The organism is Frankiales bacterium, from assembly GCA_016125335.1.
Taxonomy (GTDB): domain Bacteria; phylum Actinomycetota; class Actinomycetes; order S36-B12; family CAIYMF01; genus Longivirga.
On record WGLY01000026.1, the window covers coordinates 52165 to 70724 of the forward strand.

The 18560-nt window shown below is 73.7% G+C and carries 14 protein-coding genes, 1 tRNA gene and 1 pseudogene; 11 read left to right on the forward strand and 5 right to left on the reverse strand.

From position 1 onward, the window contains the following. Nucleotides 1–136: 136 nt before the first annotated feature. Complete coding sequence (locus tag GC157_14680) at nt 137–328, forward strand: hypothetical protein (protein MBI1378706.1); 192 nt, start codon at nt 137–139, stop codon at nt 326–328. A gap of 12 nt (nt 329–340) precedes the next feature. Here GC157_14680 and GC157_14685 read toward each other — a convergent pair whose 3' ends face one another. From GC157_14685 to GC157_14695, 3 genes are all read right to left on the reverse strand, one after another. Beyond that, nucleotides 341–544 carry a hypothetical protein gene (locus tag GC157_14685; protein ID MBI1378707.1) on the reverse strand — a complete coding sequence of 68 codons (204 nt, stop codon included), beginning with the start codon at nt 542–544 and terminating at the stop codon, nt 341–343. A 10-nt stretch (nt 545–554) separates the two neighbouring features. Further along, the gene (locus GC157_14690) at nt 555–1292 is read right to left on the reverse strand and encodes a hypothetical protein (GenBank protein MBI1378708.1); all 738 of its coding nucleotides are present in this window, start codon (nt 1290–1292) and stop codon (nt 555–557) included. A gap of 119 nt (nt 1293–1411) precedes the next feature. Beyond that, nucleotides 1412–1484 (reverse strand) — tRNA-Thr (locus GC157_14695). 279 nt (nt 1485–1763) lie between these two features. Between GC157_14695 and GC157_14700 the strand changes: the two genes are divergently transcribed. The 10 genes and pseudogenes from GC157_14700 (at nt 1764) to GC157_14745 (ending at nt 15999) form a co-directional block, all read left to right on the forward strand. Further along, nucleotides 1764–3371, forward strand: a complete 1608-nt coding sequence (locus GC157_14700; GenBank protein ID MBI1378709.1) for a hypothetical protein — start codon at nt 1764–1766, stop codon at nt 3369–3371. A 44-nt stretch (nt 3372–3415) separates the two neighbouring features. Further along, nucleotides 3416–4684 carry a kynureninase gene (gene kynU / locus GC157_14705; GenBank protein ID MBI1378710.1) on the forward strand — a complete coding sequence of 423 codons (1269 nt, stop codon included), beginning with the start codon at nt 3416–3418 and terminating at the stop codon, nt 4682–4684. A 72-nt stretch (nt 4685–4756) separates the two neighbouring features. Further along, nucleotides 4757–6211 (forward strand): trehalose-6-phosphate synthase, encoded by a 1455-nt coding sequence (locus tag GC157_14710; protein ID MBI1378711.1) that lies wholly within the window; start codon nt 4757–4759, stop codon nt 6209–6211. Continuing rightward, on the forward strand, nt 6208–6984 hold the full coding sequence (gene otsB, locus GC157_14715) for a trehalose-phosphatase (protein MBI1378712.1): 777 nt from the start codon (nt 6208–6210) through the stop codon (nt 6982–6984). Before GC157_14710 ends, otsB begins: the two co-directional genes overlap by 4 nt. 91 nt (nt 6985–7075) lie before the next feature. After that, nucleotides 7076–9232: a maltose alpha-D-glucosyltransferase gene (treS, locus tag GC157_14720; GenBank protein MBI1378713.1), complete on the forward strand. Its 2157-nt coding sequence runs from the start codon at nt 7076–7078 to the stop codon at nt 9230–9232. A 155-nt stretch (nt 9233–9387) separates the two neighbouring features. Then, nucleotides 9388–10497 carry a sn-glycerol-3-phosphate ABC transporter ATP-binding protein UgpC gene (ugpC, locus tag GC157_14725; protein ID MBI1378714.1) on the forward strand — a complete coding sequence of 370 codons (1110 nt, stop codon included), beginning with the start codon at nt 9388–9390 and terminating at the stop codon, nt 10495–10497. A gap of 85 nt (nt 10498–10582) precedes the next feature. After that, complete coding sequence (locus GC157_14730) at nt 10583–11878, forward strand: DUF4032 domain-containing protein (GenBank protein MBI1378715.1); 1296 nt, start codon at nt 10583–10585, stop codon at nt 11876–11878. Beyond that, entirely contained in the window at nt 11677–13164 is a 1488-nt protein-coding gene (locus tag GC157_14735; GenBank protein MBI1378716.1) for a sodium:proton exchanger, read from the forward strand. The genes GC157_14730 and GC157_14735 overlap by 202 nt, the downstream gene beginning before the upstream one ends. Beyond that, a pseudogene (locus GC157_14740) lies at nt 13103–14860 on the forward strand (hypothetical protein). The gene GC157_14735 and the pseudogene GC157_14740 overlap by 62 nt, the downstream one beginning before the upstream one ends. A gap of 455 nt (nt 14861–15315) precedes the next feature. Next, nucleotides 15316–15999, forward strand: a complete 684-nt coding sequence (locus GC157_14745) for a response regulator (protein ID MBI1378717.1) — start codon at nt 15316–15318, stop codon at nt 15997–15999. 124 nt (nt 16000–16123) lie between these two features. Here GC157_14745 and rlmB read toward each other — a convergent pair whose 3' ends face one another. Together rlmB and GC157_14755 are read right to left on the reverse strand one after the other, a co-directional pair. Next, a complete protein-coding gene (gene rlmB / locus GC157_14750; GenBank protein MBI1378718.1) occupies nt 16124–17125 on the reverse strand; it encodes a 23S rRNA (guanosine(2251)-2'-O)-methyltransferase RlmB in 1002 nt (333 codons plus the stop codon). Further along, the gene (locus GC157_14755) at nt 17125–18537 is read right to left on the reverse strand and encodes a cysteine--tRNA ligase (protein MBI1378719.1); all 1413 of its coding nucleotides are present in this window, start codon (nt 18535–18537) and stop codon (nt 17125–17127) included. The genes rlmB and GC157_14755 overlap by 1 nt, the downstream gene beginning before the upstream one ends. Nucleotides 18538–18560: the final 23 nt, after the last annotated feature.

Sequence of the window (18560 nt, forward strand, 5' to 3'; positions counted from 1 at the left end):
CGCGCGCCCGTCGTCGCCTCGGCCTCGGTGGTCACGCGGCGAACGGTACTGCGTGGTCCCGGCACCGTCCTTCCGGCCCGATGGCCGCCCGCGCTCGGTCGTTGCCGGGATCCTCGTGGACGGCGACACTGGCGGGGTGGAGCAGGCGAACCCCTTCCGGCGGCCGCTGGCCGAGCTCGAGGACGAGGCCAGGGTGGCGGCCGAGGACCTCGTGGAGACCCAGTCCGTCTCCGACATCCCGCGCTACGTCGACCCGGCCGAGCTCGACCGGGCGCGGCTGCTCAGCCCGACGGGCGACGGGCGCTGGACGCCGGGCGCCGGAGCCTGAGGACGGGTCCGCTCAGGACGAGCGCCGCAGCGCGCGGCCCAGCGACACGCCCATCGCCGCGGCGGCCGCCAGCGGCAGGGCCCACCAGGCGTTGACCCCGGCCCGCACGAGCAGCACGGTGCCCAGCAGCCCGGCCAGCACGCCGAGCGCCACGCGCCAGTCGTCCCCGACGACGAAGTCGTAGACGAACGCCACGAAGGCGCGCACCCACCTCACGACGCGGCCCTCACGACCCGGCCCTCGCGGCGTCGGGGATCGTGGCGCGCAGCCCGGCGACGCAGGCGACCGCGAAGGCAGCCACGCACAGGACGACGAGCGGGAGCGCGAGGTCGCCCCCCGGCCACACGACGCCGGCGCCCTCGGCCCCCCAGAAGATGCCGAACGAGGTGAGCATCACGCCCACGACGCCCTTGAGCACGTTCTCCGGGACCGCAGCGAGCGGGCCACGCACGACGAAGCCGACCGCGACCACGACCGCCACCGCCGCCAGCGCGCTCACGGCGGCCAGCGGCACGTTCGCCGCAGTGGCGCCGAACGTCAGGACGATGAAGACCACCTCGAGCCCCTCGAGGAACACGCCCTTGAACGCGACGGTGAAGGCGTAGGCGTCGAAGCCGTGCGGGTCGGCAGGGGCGTGCTCGCGCGCCTCCGCCGCCTCGCGGGCGAAGATCGCCACCTCGTCGTGCACCGCCTTGAGGCCGGACGCGCGCAGGATCGCCTTGCGCAGCCACTGGAGCCCGAACACCAGCAGCAGCGCGCCGACGACGAGGCGCAGGGCGTCCAGGGGCACCGCGACCAGGCCCGGCCCCACCACCGCGACCAGCAGGGCCAGCGCCCCGAACGCGGCTGCGACGGCGAGGGTCACCGACCGCCATCCCCGGGTGACGCCGACCGCGAGCACGATCGTCAGGGCCTCGACGGACTCCACGGCCGAGGCGAGGAACGTCGACCCCGCCAGTGCCACCCCGCCGCTGCCCACCCCGCCAGCATGTCACCGCCCGCAGGGACCGCCGGCTCCGGCCTCGCACCCGGGCGGCCGGAGTCCCGGGACATCGTGGGGAGCTTCGCCGCAGCTCACGAGAGAGCCGACGGGGGGACTCGAACCCCCAACCACCTGTTTACAAGACAGGTGCGCTGCCAGTTGCGCCACGTCGGCCGCGCACCTCGCGGCGCGTCGTCGCGATCCTACGGTCCGGGCGGGCACCCCCTCGCGTGAGCCGGGACGCACCGTGACCGCGAGGTGACCACGCGCGAGCGGCACCCCCCAATTTCCGGCGATGACACGGACTTCCGGCCCTCCCATGCTGGTCGCGGAGCCCCGCACGATCGGCGTGGCCGCCGGCCGGCGTCGGAGTCACCGGATGGTCACCCGCTCGTCGCCCGGCGTCCGTCCGTCGTACGCCGTCCGTACCCGCACGCACGGAGGGATGGGCCCGTGCCCCCCCGCGCCCGCCGCCCGGTGCTCGCCGCCGCCCTGTGCGCGCTGGTGCTCTCGGTCGTGGCGGGCCCGGCGTACGCCGACGCCACGCCCACCCCGACGGACTCCGCCACGCCGTCCGGCTCGGGCACGAGCACCCCGGACCCGACCGGCTCGGCCGGCGCCGGCCCCACCGACCCCGCGGTCCCCTCGCCCAGCGACACCCCGACCGGATCGCCCGCCCCCACCGACTCCGCCGCGCCCACCGACCTGCCGACGGCCGACCCCTCGGCGCCGACGGACACGGCCACCCCCTGGGGCCCCGACGCCGGGACCCCGGTGTGGGGCACGCCGGACCCGACCGCCACGGGACCGCAGCCCCAGGCCGCGCCCTCGCCCACGCTGGCGCCGCAGCCGCCCAACGACGGGATCGGCCCGGACCTCGGCCAGTACGACGAGTACTTCACCCTCACCGAGCTGCGCGACACCGCCGCGCGTCAGCTCCCGGCCCAGGTCGCGGCCGCCGAGAAGGCCGCCGCGGGCGTGTCCGGCCTGCTCGCCCAGCGCGCGGCCGCCGACGCCGCGGTGTGGCTCGACACGGCGCAGGCGGCGCAGGCGCAGAGCAGCGCGGACGACGTCGTGCGCGACCTCTACCAGCAGGGCGACGGCGGCCTCGGCGCGATCGGCACCGTGGTCACCGGCGGCCCCGAGGCGTTCCTGGCGCGCCTGGACACCGTCCGCACCCTGCGCGACACCGCCTCCGGCATCGTGAGCGCGTCGCTCACCGCGCGCACGAACCTCGCGCTGGCGGTGGCGCGGCGCGACGCCCTCGACCTCCAGCTCGCCGAGGCGAGGACGGCCTCCGCCGACGCCGACGCCGCGCTGGCCGTCACCCGCGCGAGCGTCGCCGCGCTGGACGCCCAGCTGAAGGCGCTCGCCGTCGCCCCGCCGCAGGTCGCCGTCGGGCCGGACGGCTGCCCCACGACGGAGGTGCCGGGCACCCTGCGCGACGGGTCCGAGGCGATCGGCGTCCACGAGCTGTGCGCCAAGGCCGTGCGCCAGGCCGCCACACCGCAGGCCGCGCTCGCCATCACGTGGGCCTTCCAGCACCTCGGCGCGGCCTACGCCTGCGGCGGCACCGGTCGACTGCTGCCCTTCCGCGCCGACTGCTCGTCGTTCGTCTCCCGCGCCTTCCACGAGGGGGCGGGGCTCGGCACCGCCGGCCCCGGCTGGGCGCCCTCGACGCGGAACATGGTCCCGTGGGACGGCGTCGCGCTCGACCCGCACTACGCCGAGGTGGCGCCCGACGCCCTGCGCCCGGGCGACCTGGTGCTCTACGACACCTGCCCCGACGGCTCGTGCCCCTACAAGCACGTCGTGATGTACCTCGGCTCGCCGGACCACGGCGCCACGCAGTGGATGGTGCACACCAACGCCTGCGGCGACGTCGCGAAGGTGGAGGTGTTCTGGGGCTTCCCCGCCGACGGCGGCCACCCGTTCCTGGTCGCGCGCCGCGTGGTGCCCGTGCCCGGAGAGCAGGTCGTGGTCCCCACCGCCGAGCAGGCCCGCGCCACCCTGGCCGCCGCCGGCGCGCCGACCCCGGTCGCATCGCCCGCGGGGGGCTGACCGACCCGGCGGCGCGGTCCGCCCTCCCCTGGCAGGGTGGACGCATGGACCTCGATCGTTCCTACGCCGAGTCCCTCGACGCCGCCGACCCGCTGGCCGCGTTCCGCAGCCGCTTCGAGATCCCCGACGAGGCGCTGGTCTACCTCGACGGCAACTCGCTGGGCCGGGCTCCCGCGGCCACCGCGGCCCGGCTGGAGCAGGTGGTGCACGAGCAGTGGGCCGACCGCCTCATCCGCTCGTGGGGCGAGGGCTGGATGGACCTGCCCCTTCAGGTGGGCGACCGCCTCGGCACCGCGCTGCTCGGGGCCGCGCCCGGCGAGACCGTCGTGTGCGACACGGTCACAGTCAACCTCTACAAGCTCCTGCACGCCGCCTTCGACCTGCGCCCCGGCCGCACGACCGTCGTCGTGCACCGCGGCGAGTTCCCCACCGATCGCTACGTCGCCACCGAGGTGGCCCGCCAGCGCGGCGGGTCGGTGCGCTGGTTCGGGCCGATGGAGCCCGGCTCGCCCGGGCAGGTCGAGCCGGTCCTGGCGCCCGAGGTGGCCTCGGTGCTGCACGACGACGTCGCCGTGGTGCTGCTCTCCGCCATCGACTACCGGTCCGGCGCCATCGCCGACCTGCCCGGCATCACCCGCGCCGTGCAGGACGCCGGCGCGCTCATGCTCTGGGACTGCTCGCACGCCGCGGGATCGGTGGCCCTCGACCTGCCCGGCATCGGCGCGGACCTCGCCGTCGGCTGCTCGTACAAGTACCTCAACGGCGGGCCCGGCGCCCCGGCGTGGATCTGGGCCCGCACCGTGCACCACGCGGCGCTGGCCAACCCGGTGCCCGGGTGGATGGGCCACGACGACGTCTTCGCCATGGGCCCCGAGTACGTCCCTGCAGGCGGGGTGCGCCGGTTCCTCACCGGCACCCCGTCGCCGCTGGCGCTGGCCGGCGTGGACGTCGGCGTCGGCCTGCTCGCCGAGGCCGGGATGGACGCCGTGCGCACCAAGTCCGTGGCGCTCACGACCTACGCCGTCGACCTCGCCGACGCCTGGCTCGCCGGGCTCGGGGTCACCCTCGCCTCGCCGCGCGACCCGGCCTGGCGCGGCTCGCACGTGACCCTGCGCCACCCGGAGGCGGCGGCCCTCACCCAGGCGCTCACGGACCGCGGCGTCGTGCCCGACTTCCGTTATCCGGACGGCATCCGCATCGGGCTGGCCCCGCTGACCACGAGGTTCACCGACGTCCACGACGGGCTGGCGGCCCTCCGCGCCCTGATCACGGCGCTGCCGCCAGCGGACGCGGGAGCGCTCCCGGGGGTGTGACGAACCGCACGTCCGAGCGGGCCGGCCGGACGCGAGGTTTCATCCGTAACAATTCGCTCGTACGGTCGTGGCATGGCCGGGCACGGGAACTTCGTCGTCGTGGCCAACCGCCTGCCCGTCTCGGCCGAGGTCGCCGACGACGGCACCACCACGTGGAGCCGGTCGCCCGGAGGCCTGGTCAGCGCCCTCGAACCCATGCTGCGCGGCGGCGACGCCGCCTGGGTGGGCTGGTCCGGACGCCTCGCGCCGGACCCCGAGGCCGGCGACGACCTGCCCCCGCTCGAGCCGGTGCCCGACGACGTCGGTCCCTGCCCGCTCGACGAGGTGGAGCTCACCCGCCGCCAGGTGGAGGGCTACTACGAGGGCTTCTCGAACAGCACGCTCTGGCCGCTGTTCCACGACGCGATCGTGCCGCCGGTCTACCACCGCCACCAGTGGGACCCCTACGTCGAGGTCAACCGCCTGTTCGCCGGGCACGTGGCCGCGGTCGCGGCCGAGGGCGCCACGGTGTGGGTGCACGACTACCAGCTCATGCTCGTGCCGGCGATGCTGCGCGAGCTGCGCCCGGACCTGCGCATCGGGTTCTTCCTGCACATCCCCTTCCCCCCGCTCGAGCTGTTCGTGCAGCTGCCCTGGCGGCGCGCCATCGCCGCGGGCCTGCTCGGCGCCGACCTCGTCGGCTTCCACACCCCCGGCGGGGCGGCCAACTTCCTCGCCGTGGTGGCCCGGCTGCTCGACGTCGAGCCGGACCCGGGCGGTGTCGTCGTCGCCGACCCGCACGCGCACGGCGGCCACCGGCGGGTCACGGTCCAGGCGTTCCCCATCTCCATCGACACCAAGGGCTACGACGCGATCGCCCGCACGCCCGAGGTCCGCGCCAAGGCCGAGGAGATCCGCGAGAAGCTCGGCAACCCCAAGCGGGTGCTGCTCGGCGTCGACCGGCTCGACTACACCAAGGGCATCGACGTCCGGCTCAAAGCCGTCAGCGAGCTGCTGGCCGACGGGTCGATCGAGCCCGGCGAGGCGGTGTTCGTCCAGATCGCCACGCCCAGCCGCGAGAACGTCGAGGACTACCAGCGCCTGCGCGACGACATCGAGCTCATGATCGGCCGGGCGATGGGCGACTTCCGCGACATCGGGTCGCCGCCGATCCAGTACCTGCACCAGCCGCTCGACCGCGAGTCGCTGGTCGCGTTCTACGTCGCCGCCGACGTCATGCTCGTCACCCCCTACCGCGACGGCATGAACCTGGTGGCCAAGGAGTACGTCGCAGCCCGTCCCGACGACGACGGTGCGCTGGTCCTCTCGGAGTTCACCGGTGCGGCGGTGGAGCTCACCCAGGCCTTCCTGGTGAACCCCTACGACGCCGACGGCGTCAAGCAGGCGATCCGCGACGCGCTCGCCGCGGACCCGGCCGACCTCCGGCAGCGCATGCACGCGATGCGCGAGCACCTGTTCGAGCACGACGTCGACCGATGGGCCGGTGACTTCCTCACCGCCCTGGAGAAGTCGCAGGACCACGTGTGACGGTCGTCGACGACGCCCTCGGCACCGCGCTCGCCTCGGCGGCCGCGGCCGGCCGGCTCCTCGTCGCCGTGGACTTCGACGGCACCCTCGCGCCGATCGTTGCCGACCCCGAGGCCGCCCGCGCGCTGCCCGGCGGCCTCGAGGCGCTGGAGGAGCTCGCGACCCTCGACGGCACCACCGTGGTGCTCGTCTCCGGCCGCTCGCGCGACGCCCTGGCCCGGCTGGCCCCGACGTCGGCCTCGGTGCGCACCATCGGCAGCCACGGCGCCGAGTCCGACGCGTTCGTCCTCTCCCCGCGCGACGAGGACCGCCTGCGCACCGTGCTCGCGGCCGTCCACGCCGTGGCCGACGGCGTCGCGGGCGTGCTGCTCGAGCGGAAGCCCGCGGGGATCGCGGTGCACGTGCGCAACGCGTCGCGCGACGACGCGGCGCGCGTGAGCCGTGCGGTGCTCGACGGCCCGGCGACCCTCGAGGGCGTGCACGTCACCCGGGGCAAGGAGGTCGTCGAGCTCTCGGTGCTCGACGCCACCAAGGGCGCCGCGGTCGACGCGCTGCGCGCGGCGGTGTCGGCGGACCGCGTGCTGTACCTCGGCGACGACGTCACCGACGAGACCGTGTTCGGCGCGCTCGGTCCCGACGACGTCGGCGTGAAGGTGGGCGACGGCCCGAGCGCCGCCTCGCACCGCGTCGCAGGGCCCGAGGACGTCGTGCGCCTGCTGCAGCGGCTGCTCGCCGACCGCCGCGCGACGTCGGAGCGAGGGGGAGCCGCATGACCGCGACGCGCCGGACGAACGGACGACCACGACCGCTACGCGGTGCTGCCACACTCGTGACGTGCCCGAGCCCGACTCGCCCACGACGGTCATGAGCGGCGGTCCTGCCACCTCGCGCCCCTCCCGGGCGTCGAGCCGGCCTGTCACGAGCCGGGTGCGGCCGCCGGACACCGAGGAGCTCATCGGCCGCGGCGAGCCGGTCGCGGCCAACCCCGACTACGTCGCGTGGCTGGTGTCGGAGTCGATGCTCGGCGACGCCGTCGAGACCGGCCGGCAGCTCACCGGCCACGGCGCCATGTGGCAGAACGCCTTCGCGCGGCCGGACCCGCAGGCCGCGGTCCGCACCGCGTCGGTCTGGTACACGTCGTACCCGACCTCGCTCATCAACGCCCCGGCGCAGTCGTTCCTCGGCACGCTCTCCGACCCCGAGCTGTGGCGCGCGTTCGCCTCCATCGGCATCCAGGGCGTGCACACCGGCCCGCTCAAGCGGGCCGGCGGCATCACCGGCTGGGAGCACACGCCCACCATCGACGGGCACTTCGACCGGATCAGCACGCACATCGACCACGCGTTCGGGTCCTCCGACGAGTTCCGGGTGCTGTGCGCCACCGCCGCGGCCCACAGCGGCACCGTGATCGACGACGTCGTGCCCGGCCACACCGGCAAGGGCGCCGACTTCCGGCTCGCGGAGTTCAACTACGGCGACTACCCGGGCATCTACCACATGGTGCTCGTCGACCCCCAGGACTGGGACCTGCTGCCGGAGGTGCCCGAGGGTCGCGACTCGGTCAACCTCGACGTCGTCTCCGAGCGCGCGCTGGCCGACGCCGGCTACATCGTCGGCCCGATGCAGCGCGTGCTGTTCTGGCAGCCCGGGGTCAAGGACACCAACTGGGCCGCCACCCCGCCCGTTCTCGGCGTCGACGGCGTCGAGCGCCGCTGGGTGTACCTGCACTACTTCAAGGAGGGCCAGCCCTCCATCAACTGGATCGACCCGTCGTTCGCCGGCCCGCGGCTCGTGCTGGGCGACGCGCTGCACTCGCTGACCGACCTCGGCTCCGGCGGGCTGCGCCTGGACGCGAACGGCTTCCTGGGCATCGAGCGCCGCCCCGGCTTCACCGCATGGTCCGAGGACCACCCGCTCTCCGGCGCCGCCAACCACCTCGTCGCGAGCATGGTGCGCAAGGTGGGCGGGTTCACCTTCCAGGAGCTCAACCTGTCGATGGACGCCATCAAGGCGACCGCCGACTCCGGGCCGGACCTCTCCTACGACTTCGTCGCCCGCCCGGCGTACCACCACGCGCTGCTGCACGGCGACGCCGAGTTCCTCAAGATCGTGATGCGCGAGAGCCTGCGCATCGGCATCGACAACGGCGCCCTGGTGCACGCCCTCCAGAACCACGACGAGCTCACCTACGAGCTCGTGCACTTCACCGACACGCACTCCGACGACCACTTCACCTGGCACGGGCGCAGCATCACCGGCGGCGAGCTCGCCGACATCGTCCGGGCCGAGCTGCGCGCCGCCCTCACCGGCCCGGAGCGCCCGTACAACCACCTGTTCACCACCAACGGCATCGCCTGCACGTCGGCGAGCGTGGCCGCGGCAGCCCTCGGCGTCACCGACCTCGACACCATCGACGAGGACATGACCGAGCGGATCCGGCGCGCGCACGTCCTCATGGCCATGTTCAACGCCTGGCAGCCCGGAGTGTTCGCGCTCTCCGGGTGGGACCTCGTCGGCATGCTGCCGCTGCCGCTCGAGGACGTCTCGCACCTCAGCGACGACGGCGACACCCGCTGGATCAACCGCGGCGCGCACGACCTCATGGGCGTCGACCCGTCGGCGAAGCAGTCCGAGTCCGGCGTGCCCCGCGGCCGCGCCCTCTACGGAACGCTGCCCGAGCAGCTCATCGACCCGGACTCCTTCGTCAACCGGCTGCGCGGCGTGCTCGCCCTCCGGGCCCGGCTCGGCATCGCCGAGGCGACCCTGCTCGAGGTGCCCGACCTCGAGCACCCGGGGCTGTTCGCCATGGTGATGCGCCTGCCCGACGGCGCGATCGCGGCCGCGGTGCTGAACTTCTCCGACGAGCCCGTTGTGGAGACCGAGGTGATGACCGAGTACGCCGTGCCCGGCGCCGAGGTCGTCGACCTGGGCAACGACACCGTGCTCGGCGAGGTGGCCGAGGACCGCGCCGTGCAGGTGCTGCTCGGCGCCCACGACGCCCGCGTGCTGCACATCGGCTGAGCCCGTCCCGCGCTGATGCGGGACCAACCTGAGACACCGAATGCCTGTCCCGCGTGCGTGACAGCGGTTACGCTCGGCGAGCCGGGCACCCGTCCGGCGCCCCTGTCACAACGGATCGTCCGGCACGTTCCTGCCGGTGAAGGGTTGGCTCTGCCATGGCTCCAGTCACGTTCGACAAGGCGTCCCGGATCTACCCGGGCACCACCAAGCCCGCGGTCGACGCGCTCGACCTCGCGATCGAGGACGGCGAGTTCCTCGTCCTCGTCGGTCCCTCCGGATGCGGCAAGTCCACCAGCCTGCGCATGCTCGCCGGGCTCGAGGACGTCAACATGGGGAAGATCTTCATCGGCGACCGCGACGTCACGATGCTGCCCCCCAAGGACCGCGACATCGCGATGGTGTTCCAGAACTACGCGCTCTACCCGCACATGTCCGTGGCGGAGAACATGGGCTTCGCGCTGAAGATCGCCGGCGTGAGCAAGGAGGACATCTCCTCCCGCGTCGCCGAGGCCGCGAAGATCCTCGACCTCACGCAGTACCTCGACCGCAAGCCCAAGGCGCTCTCCGGCGGCCAGCGCCAGCGCGTCGCCATGGGTCGCGCGATCGTCCGGAACCCGCAGGTGTTCCTCATGGACGAGCCGCTGTCGAACCTCGACGCGAAGCTGCGCGTGCAGACCCGCACCCAGATCGCCTCGCTCCAGCGGCGCCTCGGCGTCACCACCGTGTACGTCACGCACGACCAGGTCGAGGCCATGACCATGGGCGACCGGGTCGCGGTGCTCAAGGACGGCGTGCTCCAGCAGTGCGCCTCGCCGCGCGAGCTCTACGACCGCCCGAGCAACGTCTTTGTCGCCGGCTTCATCGGCTCGCCGGCCATGAACCTGCTCACCATCCCCCTCGCCGAGGGCGGCGCCACGATCGGCGGCCGGGTCGGCACCCCGCGGCTGATCCCGCTGAGCCCGGAGGTCTCGCGCAAGGCGGCCGAGGGCGGCACGGGGAAGGTCACCATCGGGTTCCGGCCGGAGGACCTGCGCATCGGCGAGGAGTCGGCGGGCTGGCCGCTCGAGGTGGACGTCGTCGAGAGCCTCGGCGCCGACGCCTACGTCTACGGCCACGTCGACGTGGGCGAGGACGCCGGGCGTCAGGTGATCGTGCGCGCCGACGGCCGTGTGCCACCGCGCAAGGGCGAGCACATCTTCGTCGGGATCGTCCCCGACCACATGCACGCCTTCCACTCCGTGACGGGCGAGCGCATCAGCGGCTGACCCGTCCGACCACCGCGAGGAGGTGGCTGCGCTCACGGCGCGGCCACCTCCTCGGGCGTCGAGAGACCCGAGCCAGGAGGCCCCGATGGCCCTGCGCGTGACGGCGGCGGCCGGCCGGCACGACCTGCTCTTCCTGCCGTGGGACGTGCCCCTGGAGGAGTGGCCGGAGTCGACCATCGTCGCCCTGCCCCGAGGCATCTCGCGCCACGTCGTGCGCTTCGTGCGCCTCGGCGGTGACGTCTTCGCCGTGAAGGAGACCGTCGAGCCGGTCGCGCAGCACGAGTACGACCTGCTCTTCGAGCTCGGGCGCCGCGACATCCCCTGCGTCGAGCCGGTCGGCATCGTGGCGGGGCGGACCAACCCGGACGGCGAGGACCTGCCGGCCGCGATCATCACCCGTCACCTCCAGTTCTCGCTGCCCTACCGCGCCCTGTTCTCCACCACGCTGCGGCCCGACACCGCCAACCGCCTCATCGACGCCCTGGCGGTGCTCATGGTGCGGCTGCACCTCGTGGGCTTCGCGTGGGGCGACTGCTCGCTGTCGAACGCGCTGTTCCGGCGCGACGCCGGAGCGTTCGCGGCCTACCTCGTCGACGCCGAGACCGGCGAGATCCACGACAACCTCAGCGCGGGCCAGCGCCTGTACGACCTCGAGACGGCCGAGCTCAACCTCGGCGGCGAGATGCTCGACGTCGAGGCGTCGGGGCGGCTGCACCCGAGCATCGACCCGATCGCCATGGCGCGGCAGGTCCGCGAGCGCTACGAGTCGCTCTGGCACGAGATCTCCGCGCCGGAGACGATCGGCTACGGCGAGCGGCACCGCCTCGACGCGCGGGTGCGGCGACTCAACGACCTCGGCTTCGACGTCGCCGAGCTGTCCGTGGTGTCCGAGGAGGGCGGCACGACCGTGCGCGTGACGCCGAAGGTGGTCGACGTCGGCCACCACTCGCGCCGCCTGCTGCGCCTCACCGGGCTCGACGTGGAGGAGAACCAGGCCCGGCGGCTGCTCAACGACCTCGACACCTACCGGGTGGAGCTCGGGCTCGACGCACCCGACGAGGAGGTCGTGGCCCACCGCTGGGTGGCCGAGGTGTTCGAGCCGGTCACCGGCCTCGTGCCCGCGGAGCTGCGCGGCAAGCTCGAGCCGGCGGAGATGTTCCACGAGGTGCTCGAGCACCGCTGGTTCATGGGCGAGCGGCTGCGTCGCGACGTGTCCCTCGACGAGGCGGCGCGCGACTACGTGGCGTCGGTGCTGAGCACCAAGCCGGACGAGCGAGCCGTGCTCGGCCAGCGCCTGGGCACGCCGAGCGACCTCACCGGGCTACGGTTCGACGAGACCCAGCCGCTCGACCTCAGCGAGCTCGACCAGCTCGACGACTGACCGGACCCTCCGTGCCGCACCCGACCTCCCCGCTCCTGCTCACCGCAGTCCCCGACGACCTGCGGACGAGCCTCGCGACGCTGTTCGTGATCGCCGTCATCGCCGCCGCGGCCCCGCTCGTGGTGGGGCTGCTGCGGCTGCGGGTGGCGGAGGTCGTGCTGCTCATCGGCATGGGCATCGTGTTCGGCCCGCAGGTGCTGGGGCTGATCCGGGTGAACGACACCATCGAGACGTTCAACGAGCTCGGGCTCGGGATGCTGTTCTTCCTCGCCGGGTTCGAGCTCGAGCAGCGGGCGGTGCAAGGGCGCTCGGGCCGCCTCGCCCTCACGGGCTGGCTCACCTCGCTGGCGATCGCGTTCGTGCTCACGGCCGGGCTGTGGGCGCTCGGCATCGTGCACGACCTGGCCGGCCTCGCCATCGCCCTCACGAGCACCGCGCTCGGCACCCTGCTGCCCGTCGTCCGCGACCGCGGCGCGCTGGGCACCCCGTTCGGCACGTACTTCATGGGTGCGGGCGCGGCCGGCGAGTTCGGACCGATCGTGGCGATCGCCCTGCTGCTCGGGTCGCACTCGGTCGGCGTCACCCTCGTGACGCTGGTGGTGTTCGGGCTGTTCTCGTGGATCGTGTGGCGCGCGCCGGCGCGGTTCATGACCGACCGGATGCTCGCGCTGATGGATCGCGGCCACCACACGAGCTCGCAGACCGCCGTGCGCTGGACCGTCGTCCTGCTGCTCTTCCTGCTCGGGCTCGCGGCGTCGTTCGGCCTCGACGCCGTGCTGGGCGCCTTCGTCGCCGGCGTCATCCTGCGGCGCTACGCACCGCCCGGCGAGCGCAACCGGCTCGCGCCCAAGATCGAGGCGATCGGCTTCGGCTTCTTCGTGCCGCTGTTCTTCGTGGTGAGCGGGGCGAAGCTCGACATCCGGGCGATCCTCGACAACCCGTTCCCGATGCTTATCGTCTTCGTGCTGCTGCTGCTGGTGCGCGGGCTGCCGCAGCTCGTGCTCTACCGCAGCGCGCTGCCCGACGTCCGCGAGCGGTGGCAGTTCACCCTCTACGTCGCCACGGCCCTGCCGATCCTGGTCGCGATCACCGCGCTCCAGGTGGACGAGGGGCTCATGCGCACGGACTCGGCCGCCGCGCTCGTCGGCGCCGGCGCGCTCTCGGTGCTCGTGTTCCCGCTGCTCGGCGACCGCATCAACCGCGACGCCGTGCGAGCGCTCGAGGATGCGGCGGACGGCTCCGACCACCCACCCCCGGACGCCGAGGTCCCTGCCGCACCAGCCTGAGCGGGTGGGGGCCCGACGGTCTCTCGCCAGTCCATGGGCGGACTACGACCAAAGGAGGAGGCGAGCCTGGCGGAAGGCGGTCCTTCAGCACGATGCACCGGCCGTCGCGTGCCGCCTAGCGTCGCCGCATGGACCAGACCTTGCAGACCACGTTGCGCGCGATGCTGGCCCGGGGCACCGAGCCCAACGACGTCCTCGAGCTGCTGATCCGCGACTACCAGCGGTTCCACCTCGTCCTGGTGATCGTCGGAGGTGTGTTCCTCGTCCTGGTGCTCGGACTGGGCGCCGTGCTCTGGCGCGGCTGGGGCCGGGCCAGGTCGCAGGGCGACGCCGCGCGCCGCTTCGAGCGCCGCGCGTACGGCGTGGGGGCTGTGCTCGCCACGGGTGTCGCGCTGCTGCTCGCCGTCGTCGTCGTCGCCAACGTCAGCACAGTGCTCTCGCCTCGCCAAGGCTTCGCAGGGTCTCTGGGGATGCTGGGCTCGCCCGCACAGGGCTCGCGGTCGGCTGTCGTGCAGCACGAGGTGTCGACGTGGCTGGAGTCGTCGAATCCCGTGGCCGTCCCCCCGGAGCTGCAGCAGCGCGTCGATGCTCGCCTGTCGTGGCAGCGTCCCAAGGCCGTCGTGACGAGCGTCCTGCTCGTCGTCGTGTCTGTGCTCGGTCTGCTTGCCTGGCGGAGACTGGTCCGGCGTGCCCGAGCATCTGGCGGCCGCTCCACCCGGCGCGAGGTCCCTCTGCTGCTCGGCGCGTGGGCTGCGGCGTTCGCCTCGTTCGTGCTGATGCTGATGGTCATGGGCAACACGCAGGGGTCTCTCGCGCCACTGTCACTGACGCTGTTCCTCGGTTAGGCGATCCTGTCGTCATGGGCGCACTCAGATCACGGGTCGTCGCCTGGTGGGGCCGGTGGTCCGCCGACCAGGCTCCGGGGTCCTCCACCGACAGGCTGTTCGACGACGCGACCGAGTGGCTGAAGGTTCGTCCGGGGCTGGTCGACGGGGCCATCGCCGCAGGCATCGCTGCGTGCACCGTGCCGCAGATGGTGTTCTGGGCCCGGCAGCCCGGGGGCGGCCTGATGCCACGGCTGCTGCTCACGATCCTGCTGGTCGCGCCGCTGGTCTGGCGGCGCCGCTTCCCGATGGGCACCTTCGTCTTCGCGTGCGCGGTGTCCCTCGTGCAGTGGAGCCTCGACATCACGTTGGCGGCCGACGTCGCGCTGCTCGTCTACCTGGGCACGGTGGCTGCCGCCTACCGCCTGCGCGTCGCGGTCCTGGCTGCGGTCGTCGTCGAGACAGGCGTCGTGCTCGCGACGCTGCGCTGGCACTTCGCGGCGGCCCTCGGTCTGCCGTTCCTCCCAGCCCTGCTCCTGCTCTCGGCTCCCGTCCTCGCGGCCTTGGTGAGCGGGGTCGGGGTGCGCGCCCGGCGTCAGACTCTGGAGGCTCTCCGCGACCACGCTGCCCAGCTCGAGCGCACGCACGAGCAGCAGGCGGCCATGGCGGTGGCGGCGGAGCGGGCGCGGATCGCGCGTGAGATGCACGACGTGGTGGCGCACAACGTGGCCGTCATGGTCACGCTGTCCGACGCCGCCGCCGTGAAGCTGGAGCGTGAACCGCGCCGGGCCGCTGCCGCGATGGCGCAGGTGTCGGCGACCGGGCACCAGGCCCTCGAGGAGATGCGCGGGCTGCTGGGCCTGCTGCGCGGCGATGCCGGAGGGGCCGGGCTCCATCCGCAGCCCGGTCTCGGTCAGATCGACGATCTCGTGGCGCAGGTGCGGGCGACAGGTCTGGACGCCACGGCGACGATCTCCGACGCGGCACTCGACGTGCCACCCGGCATCGCGCTCACCGTGCACCGGATCGTGCAGGAGGCGATCACCAACACCCTCAAGCACGCCACGGGTGCGACGCGGGTCGAGGTGCGCGTCGACCGCAGAGGAGATGCCGTGCACGTCACCGTGCGTGACGACGGGCGATCCGGTTCACGGTGGGACGGTCGTGGCGGGCACGGGCTGCACGGCATGCATGAGCGTGCGAGCGTTCACGGAGGCGCGGTGCAGGCCGGAGCCGATCCGGCCGGCGGCTGGACCGTCCGGGCCATCTTCCCGCTCGCAGCGACGGCTGAGAGCCGGTACGCCGCCGCACGCCGGGTGGCGCGCCGATGAACGTACGTGTGCTCGTCGTCGACGACCAGCCGCTGATGCGTGCCGGCGTCCGGATGATCCTCGAGGAGGCGGACGGTCTCGAGGTCGTGGGCGAGGCGATCGACGGCGCCGACGCCGTGCGCCAGTTCCAGAGCCTGCGGCCCGACGTCGTGCTGATGGACGTGCGCATGCCCGGTGTCGACGGCATCGAGGCCACGCGGCGCATCGTCGCTCTGGACCCGGGCGCGCGGATCCTCGTGGTCACCACCTTCGACCTCGACGAGCACGCTTTCGCGGCGCTACGCGCGGGCGCGAGCGGCTTCGTGCTCAAGGACGTGCCCGTCGACGAGCTGGCGCGCGCCATCCGCTCGGTGGCCGACGGCGACGCCGTGGTGTCGCCACGGATCACCCGGCGCCTGCTGGACCTGCACGCGCACGATCTGGGTGAGCCGGGCACGACCGACACGGATGAGACGCGCGCGCTGGAGCAGCTCACCCCTCGCGAGCGGGACGTGCTGCTGGCGGTGGCACGCGGGCTGTCCAACGCCGAGATCGCCGACCAGCTCGTCGTGACCGAGGCGACCGTCAAGACGCACGTTGGCAGCATCCTCACCAAGCTCGGGCTCCGCAGCCGGGTGCAGGCGGTGATCCTCGCCTACGACACCGGGCTCATCGGCCCGGGCCGAGATCCGCTCGAGTAGCCACGACGCCGGAGTGAGGGCCTCACGTCGTCGCGGGAGCACGCAGTCCGAGCGGCGCGCCCGAGGACGCCGGAGACTGGCCGCTCACCCCACCAACACGAGGAAGGGCGACCGCTGAGCCGGGTCAGTGAGCGCGGCGGGCGCGGCTGACGGCGTAGAGGGTGACGCCTGCCGCCACGCCGGCGTTGAGCGACTCGGTGTCGTGCGTCATCGGGATGCCGACCCGCACGTCGCACGTCTCGGCCACGAGGCGCGACAGGCCCTCGCCCTCGCTGCCCACCACCACGACGAGCGGGCCGGCGGCCAGCTCCGGGTCGAGGTCGTCGAGCGGGTCGCCGTCGGCGGCGAGGCCGACGAGCATGCACCCGGCGTCGGCGTACGCCTTGAGCGCGCGGGTGAGGTTGGTGGCTCTGGCCACCGGCACGCGGGCCGCGGCGCCGGCCGAGGTCTTCCACGCGGCGGCGGTCATGCCGGCCGAGCGGCGCTCGGTCACGAGGACGCCGTGCGCGCCGAAGGCCGCCGCCGAGCGCACGATGGCGCCGAGGTTGCGCGGGTCGGTGATGCCGTCGAGCGCGACGACCAGCGGCGGCTCGCCGGCCGCTGCCGCGCGGTCGAGCAGGTCGCGGGGGTCGGCGTACTCGTAGGGCGGCACGGCCAGCGCCAGCCCCTGGTGGATCGCGCCGGCGGTGAGGCGGTCGAGCTCGGTGCGGGAGGTCTCGAGCATCGGGACGCCGGTCTCGGCCGCCAGCGCGTAGGTCTCGCGGACCCGGTCGTCGCTGTCGAGGTAGAGCTGCACGTAGAGCGCCTTGCCCGGCACCCCGGCCCGCAGCGCCTCCACGACGGCGTTGCGCCCCACGACCAGCTCCGTGCCGTCCTTGCGGGTGCGCACGCTCGTGCCGCCGCGCGCGCCGGAGCCGCTCGCCGGAGCGCGCTGGGCGGCGGCCTCGGCCGCCTTCGCCGAGCGGGCCGCCCGCTTCGCGGCGGGGTGCTTGGTGCGCTCGGATGCCTTCGGGGTCGGTCCCTTGGGCTCGAGGCCGCGACGGCGCTGGCCGCCGGAGCCCACGGTCTGGCCCTTCTTGGTGCCCGCCTTGCGCATGGCGCCCTTGCGCTGGGAGTTGCCGGCCATCAGACGTCCTTCGGGGTGTCCAGCGACCAGCGCGAGCCGCCCGCGGTGTCGTCGACGGCGATGCCGGCGCTCTTGAGCTGGTCGCGGATGGCGTCGGCGGTGGCCCAGTCCTTCGCCTCGCGGGCCTGGGCCCGGGCGGCGAGCAGTCCGGCCACCAGCCGGTCGACCGCGGCGCGCAGCCGGTCGTCGTCGCCGGTCGCGCCCCGCCACGTCTCGGACGTCGGGTCCACCCCGAGCACGTCGAGCATGGCCAGCACGGCGTCGTGCGCCGCGTGCACCGCGGCCAGGTCGCCGGCCGCGAGCGCGGCGTTGCCGTCGCGCACGGTCTCGTGGACCACGGCGAGCGCCTGCGGCACGCCGAGGTCGTCGTCCATGGCGTCGTCGAACGCCTGCGGCCGGACGCGCTCCACGGCCTCGACCGTCCCGAGCGCGTCGGCGCCCCGCTCGAGGAAGCCCTCGATCCGGCGGAAGGAGACGGCGTTCTCCTCGAGCGCCTCGAACGACCACTCGATCATCGACCGGTAGTGCGCGGAGATCAGGTAGTAGCGCAGCTCGATGGGCCGCACCCGGCGGACGACCTCCCGCACGAGAAGAGAGTTGCCCAGCGACTTGCTCATCTTCTCGCCGGCGGTGGTGACCCAGGCGTTGTGCAGCCAGTACTGCGCGAACGGGTCGCCGAGCGAGCGGCTCTGCGCGATCTCGTTCTCGTGGTGGGGGAACACGAGGTCGAGCCCGCCGCCGTGGATGTCGAAGGCCCGGCCGAGGTACTTGCCCGCCATCGCCGAGCACTCGAGGTGCCATCCGGGCCGGCCCGGGCCCCACGGCGTGGGCCACGACGGCTCCTCGGGCTTGGCCGACTTCCAGAGGGCGAAGTCGCGCGGGTCGTGCTTGCGCGCGTCGCCGACGGAGTCGCCCGCCGCCTGCATCTCGTCGATGCGCTGGCCGGAGAGGGCGCCGTAGTCGGGGTAGGAGCGGACGTCGAAGTAGACGTCGCCGTCCACGGCGTACGCGTGCCCGCTGTCGATGAGGGCGTGCATGAGCTCGATCATCTCCGGCACGTGACCGGTGGCCCGCGGCTCGATGCTCGGCCGGGTGCAGCCGAGCACGTCGTAGGCCCAGGCGAACTCGCGCTCGAACTCCGTGGCCACCGACCACCACGGGCGCCCCTCCTCCTGCGCCCGCGCGATGATCTTGTCGTCGATGTCGGTCACGTTGCGCACGAAGGTGACGTCGTAGCCCGACGCGCGCAGCCACCGGCCGAGGACGTCGAAGTTGACCCCCGAGCGGATGTGCCCGACGTGGGGGGCCGCCTGCACCGTGGCGCCGCACAGGTAGAGCGAGGCCCGTCCCGGCTCGAGGGGGACGAAGTCGCGCACCGCCCTGGCGGCGGTGTCGTGCAGGCGCAGGGTCACGGGCAGAGCCTATCGGCGCAGCG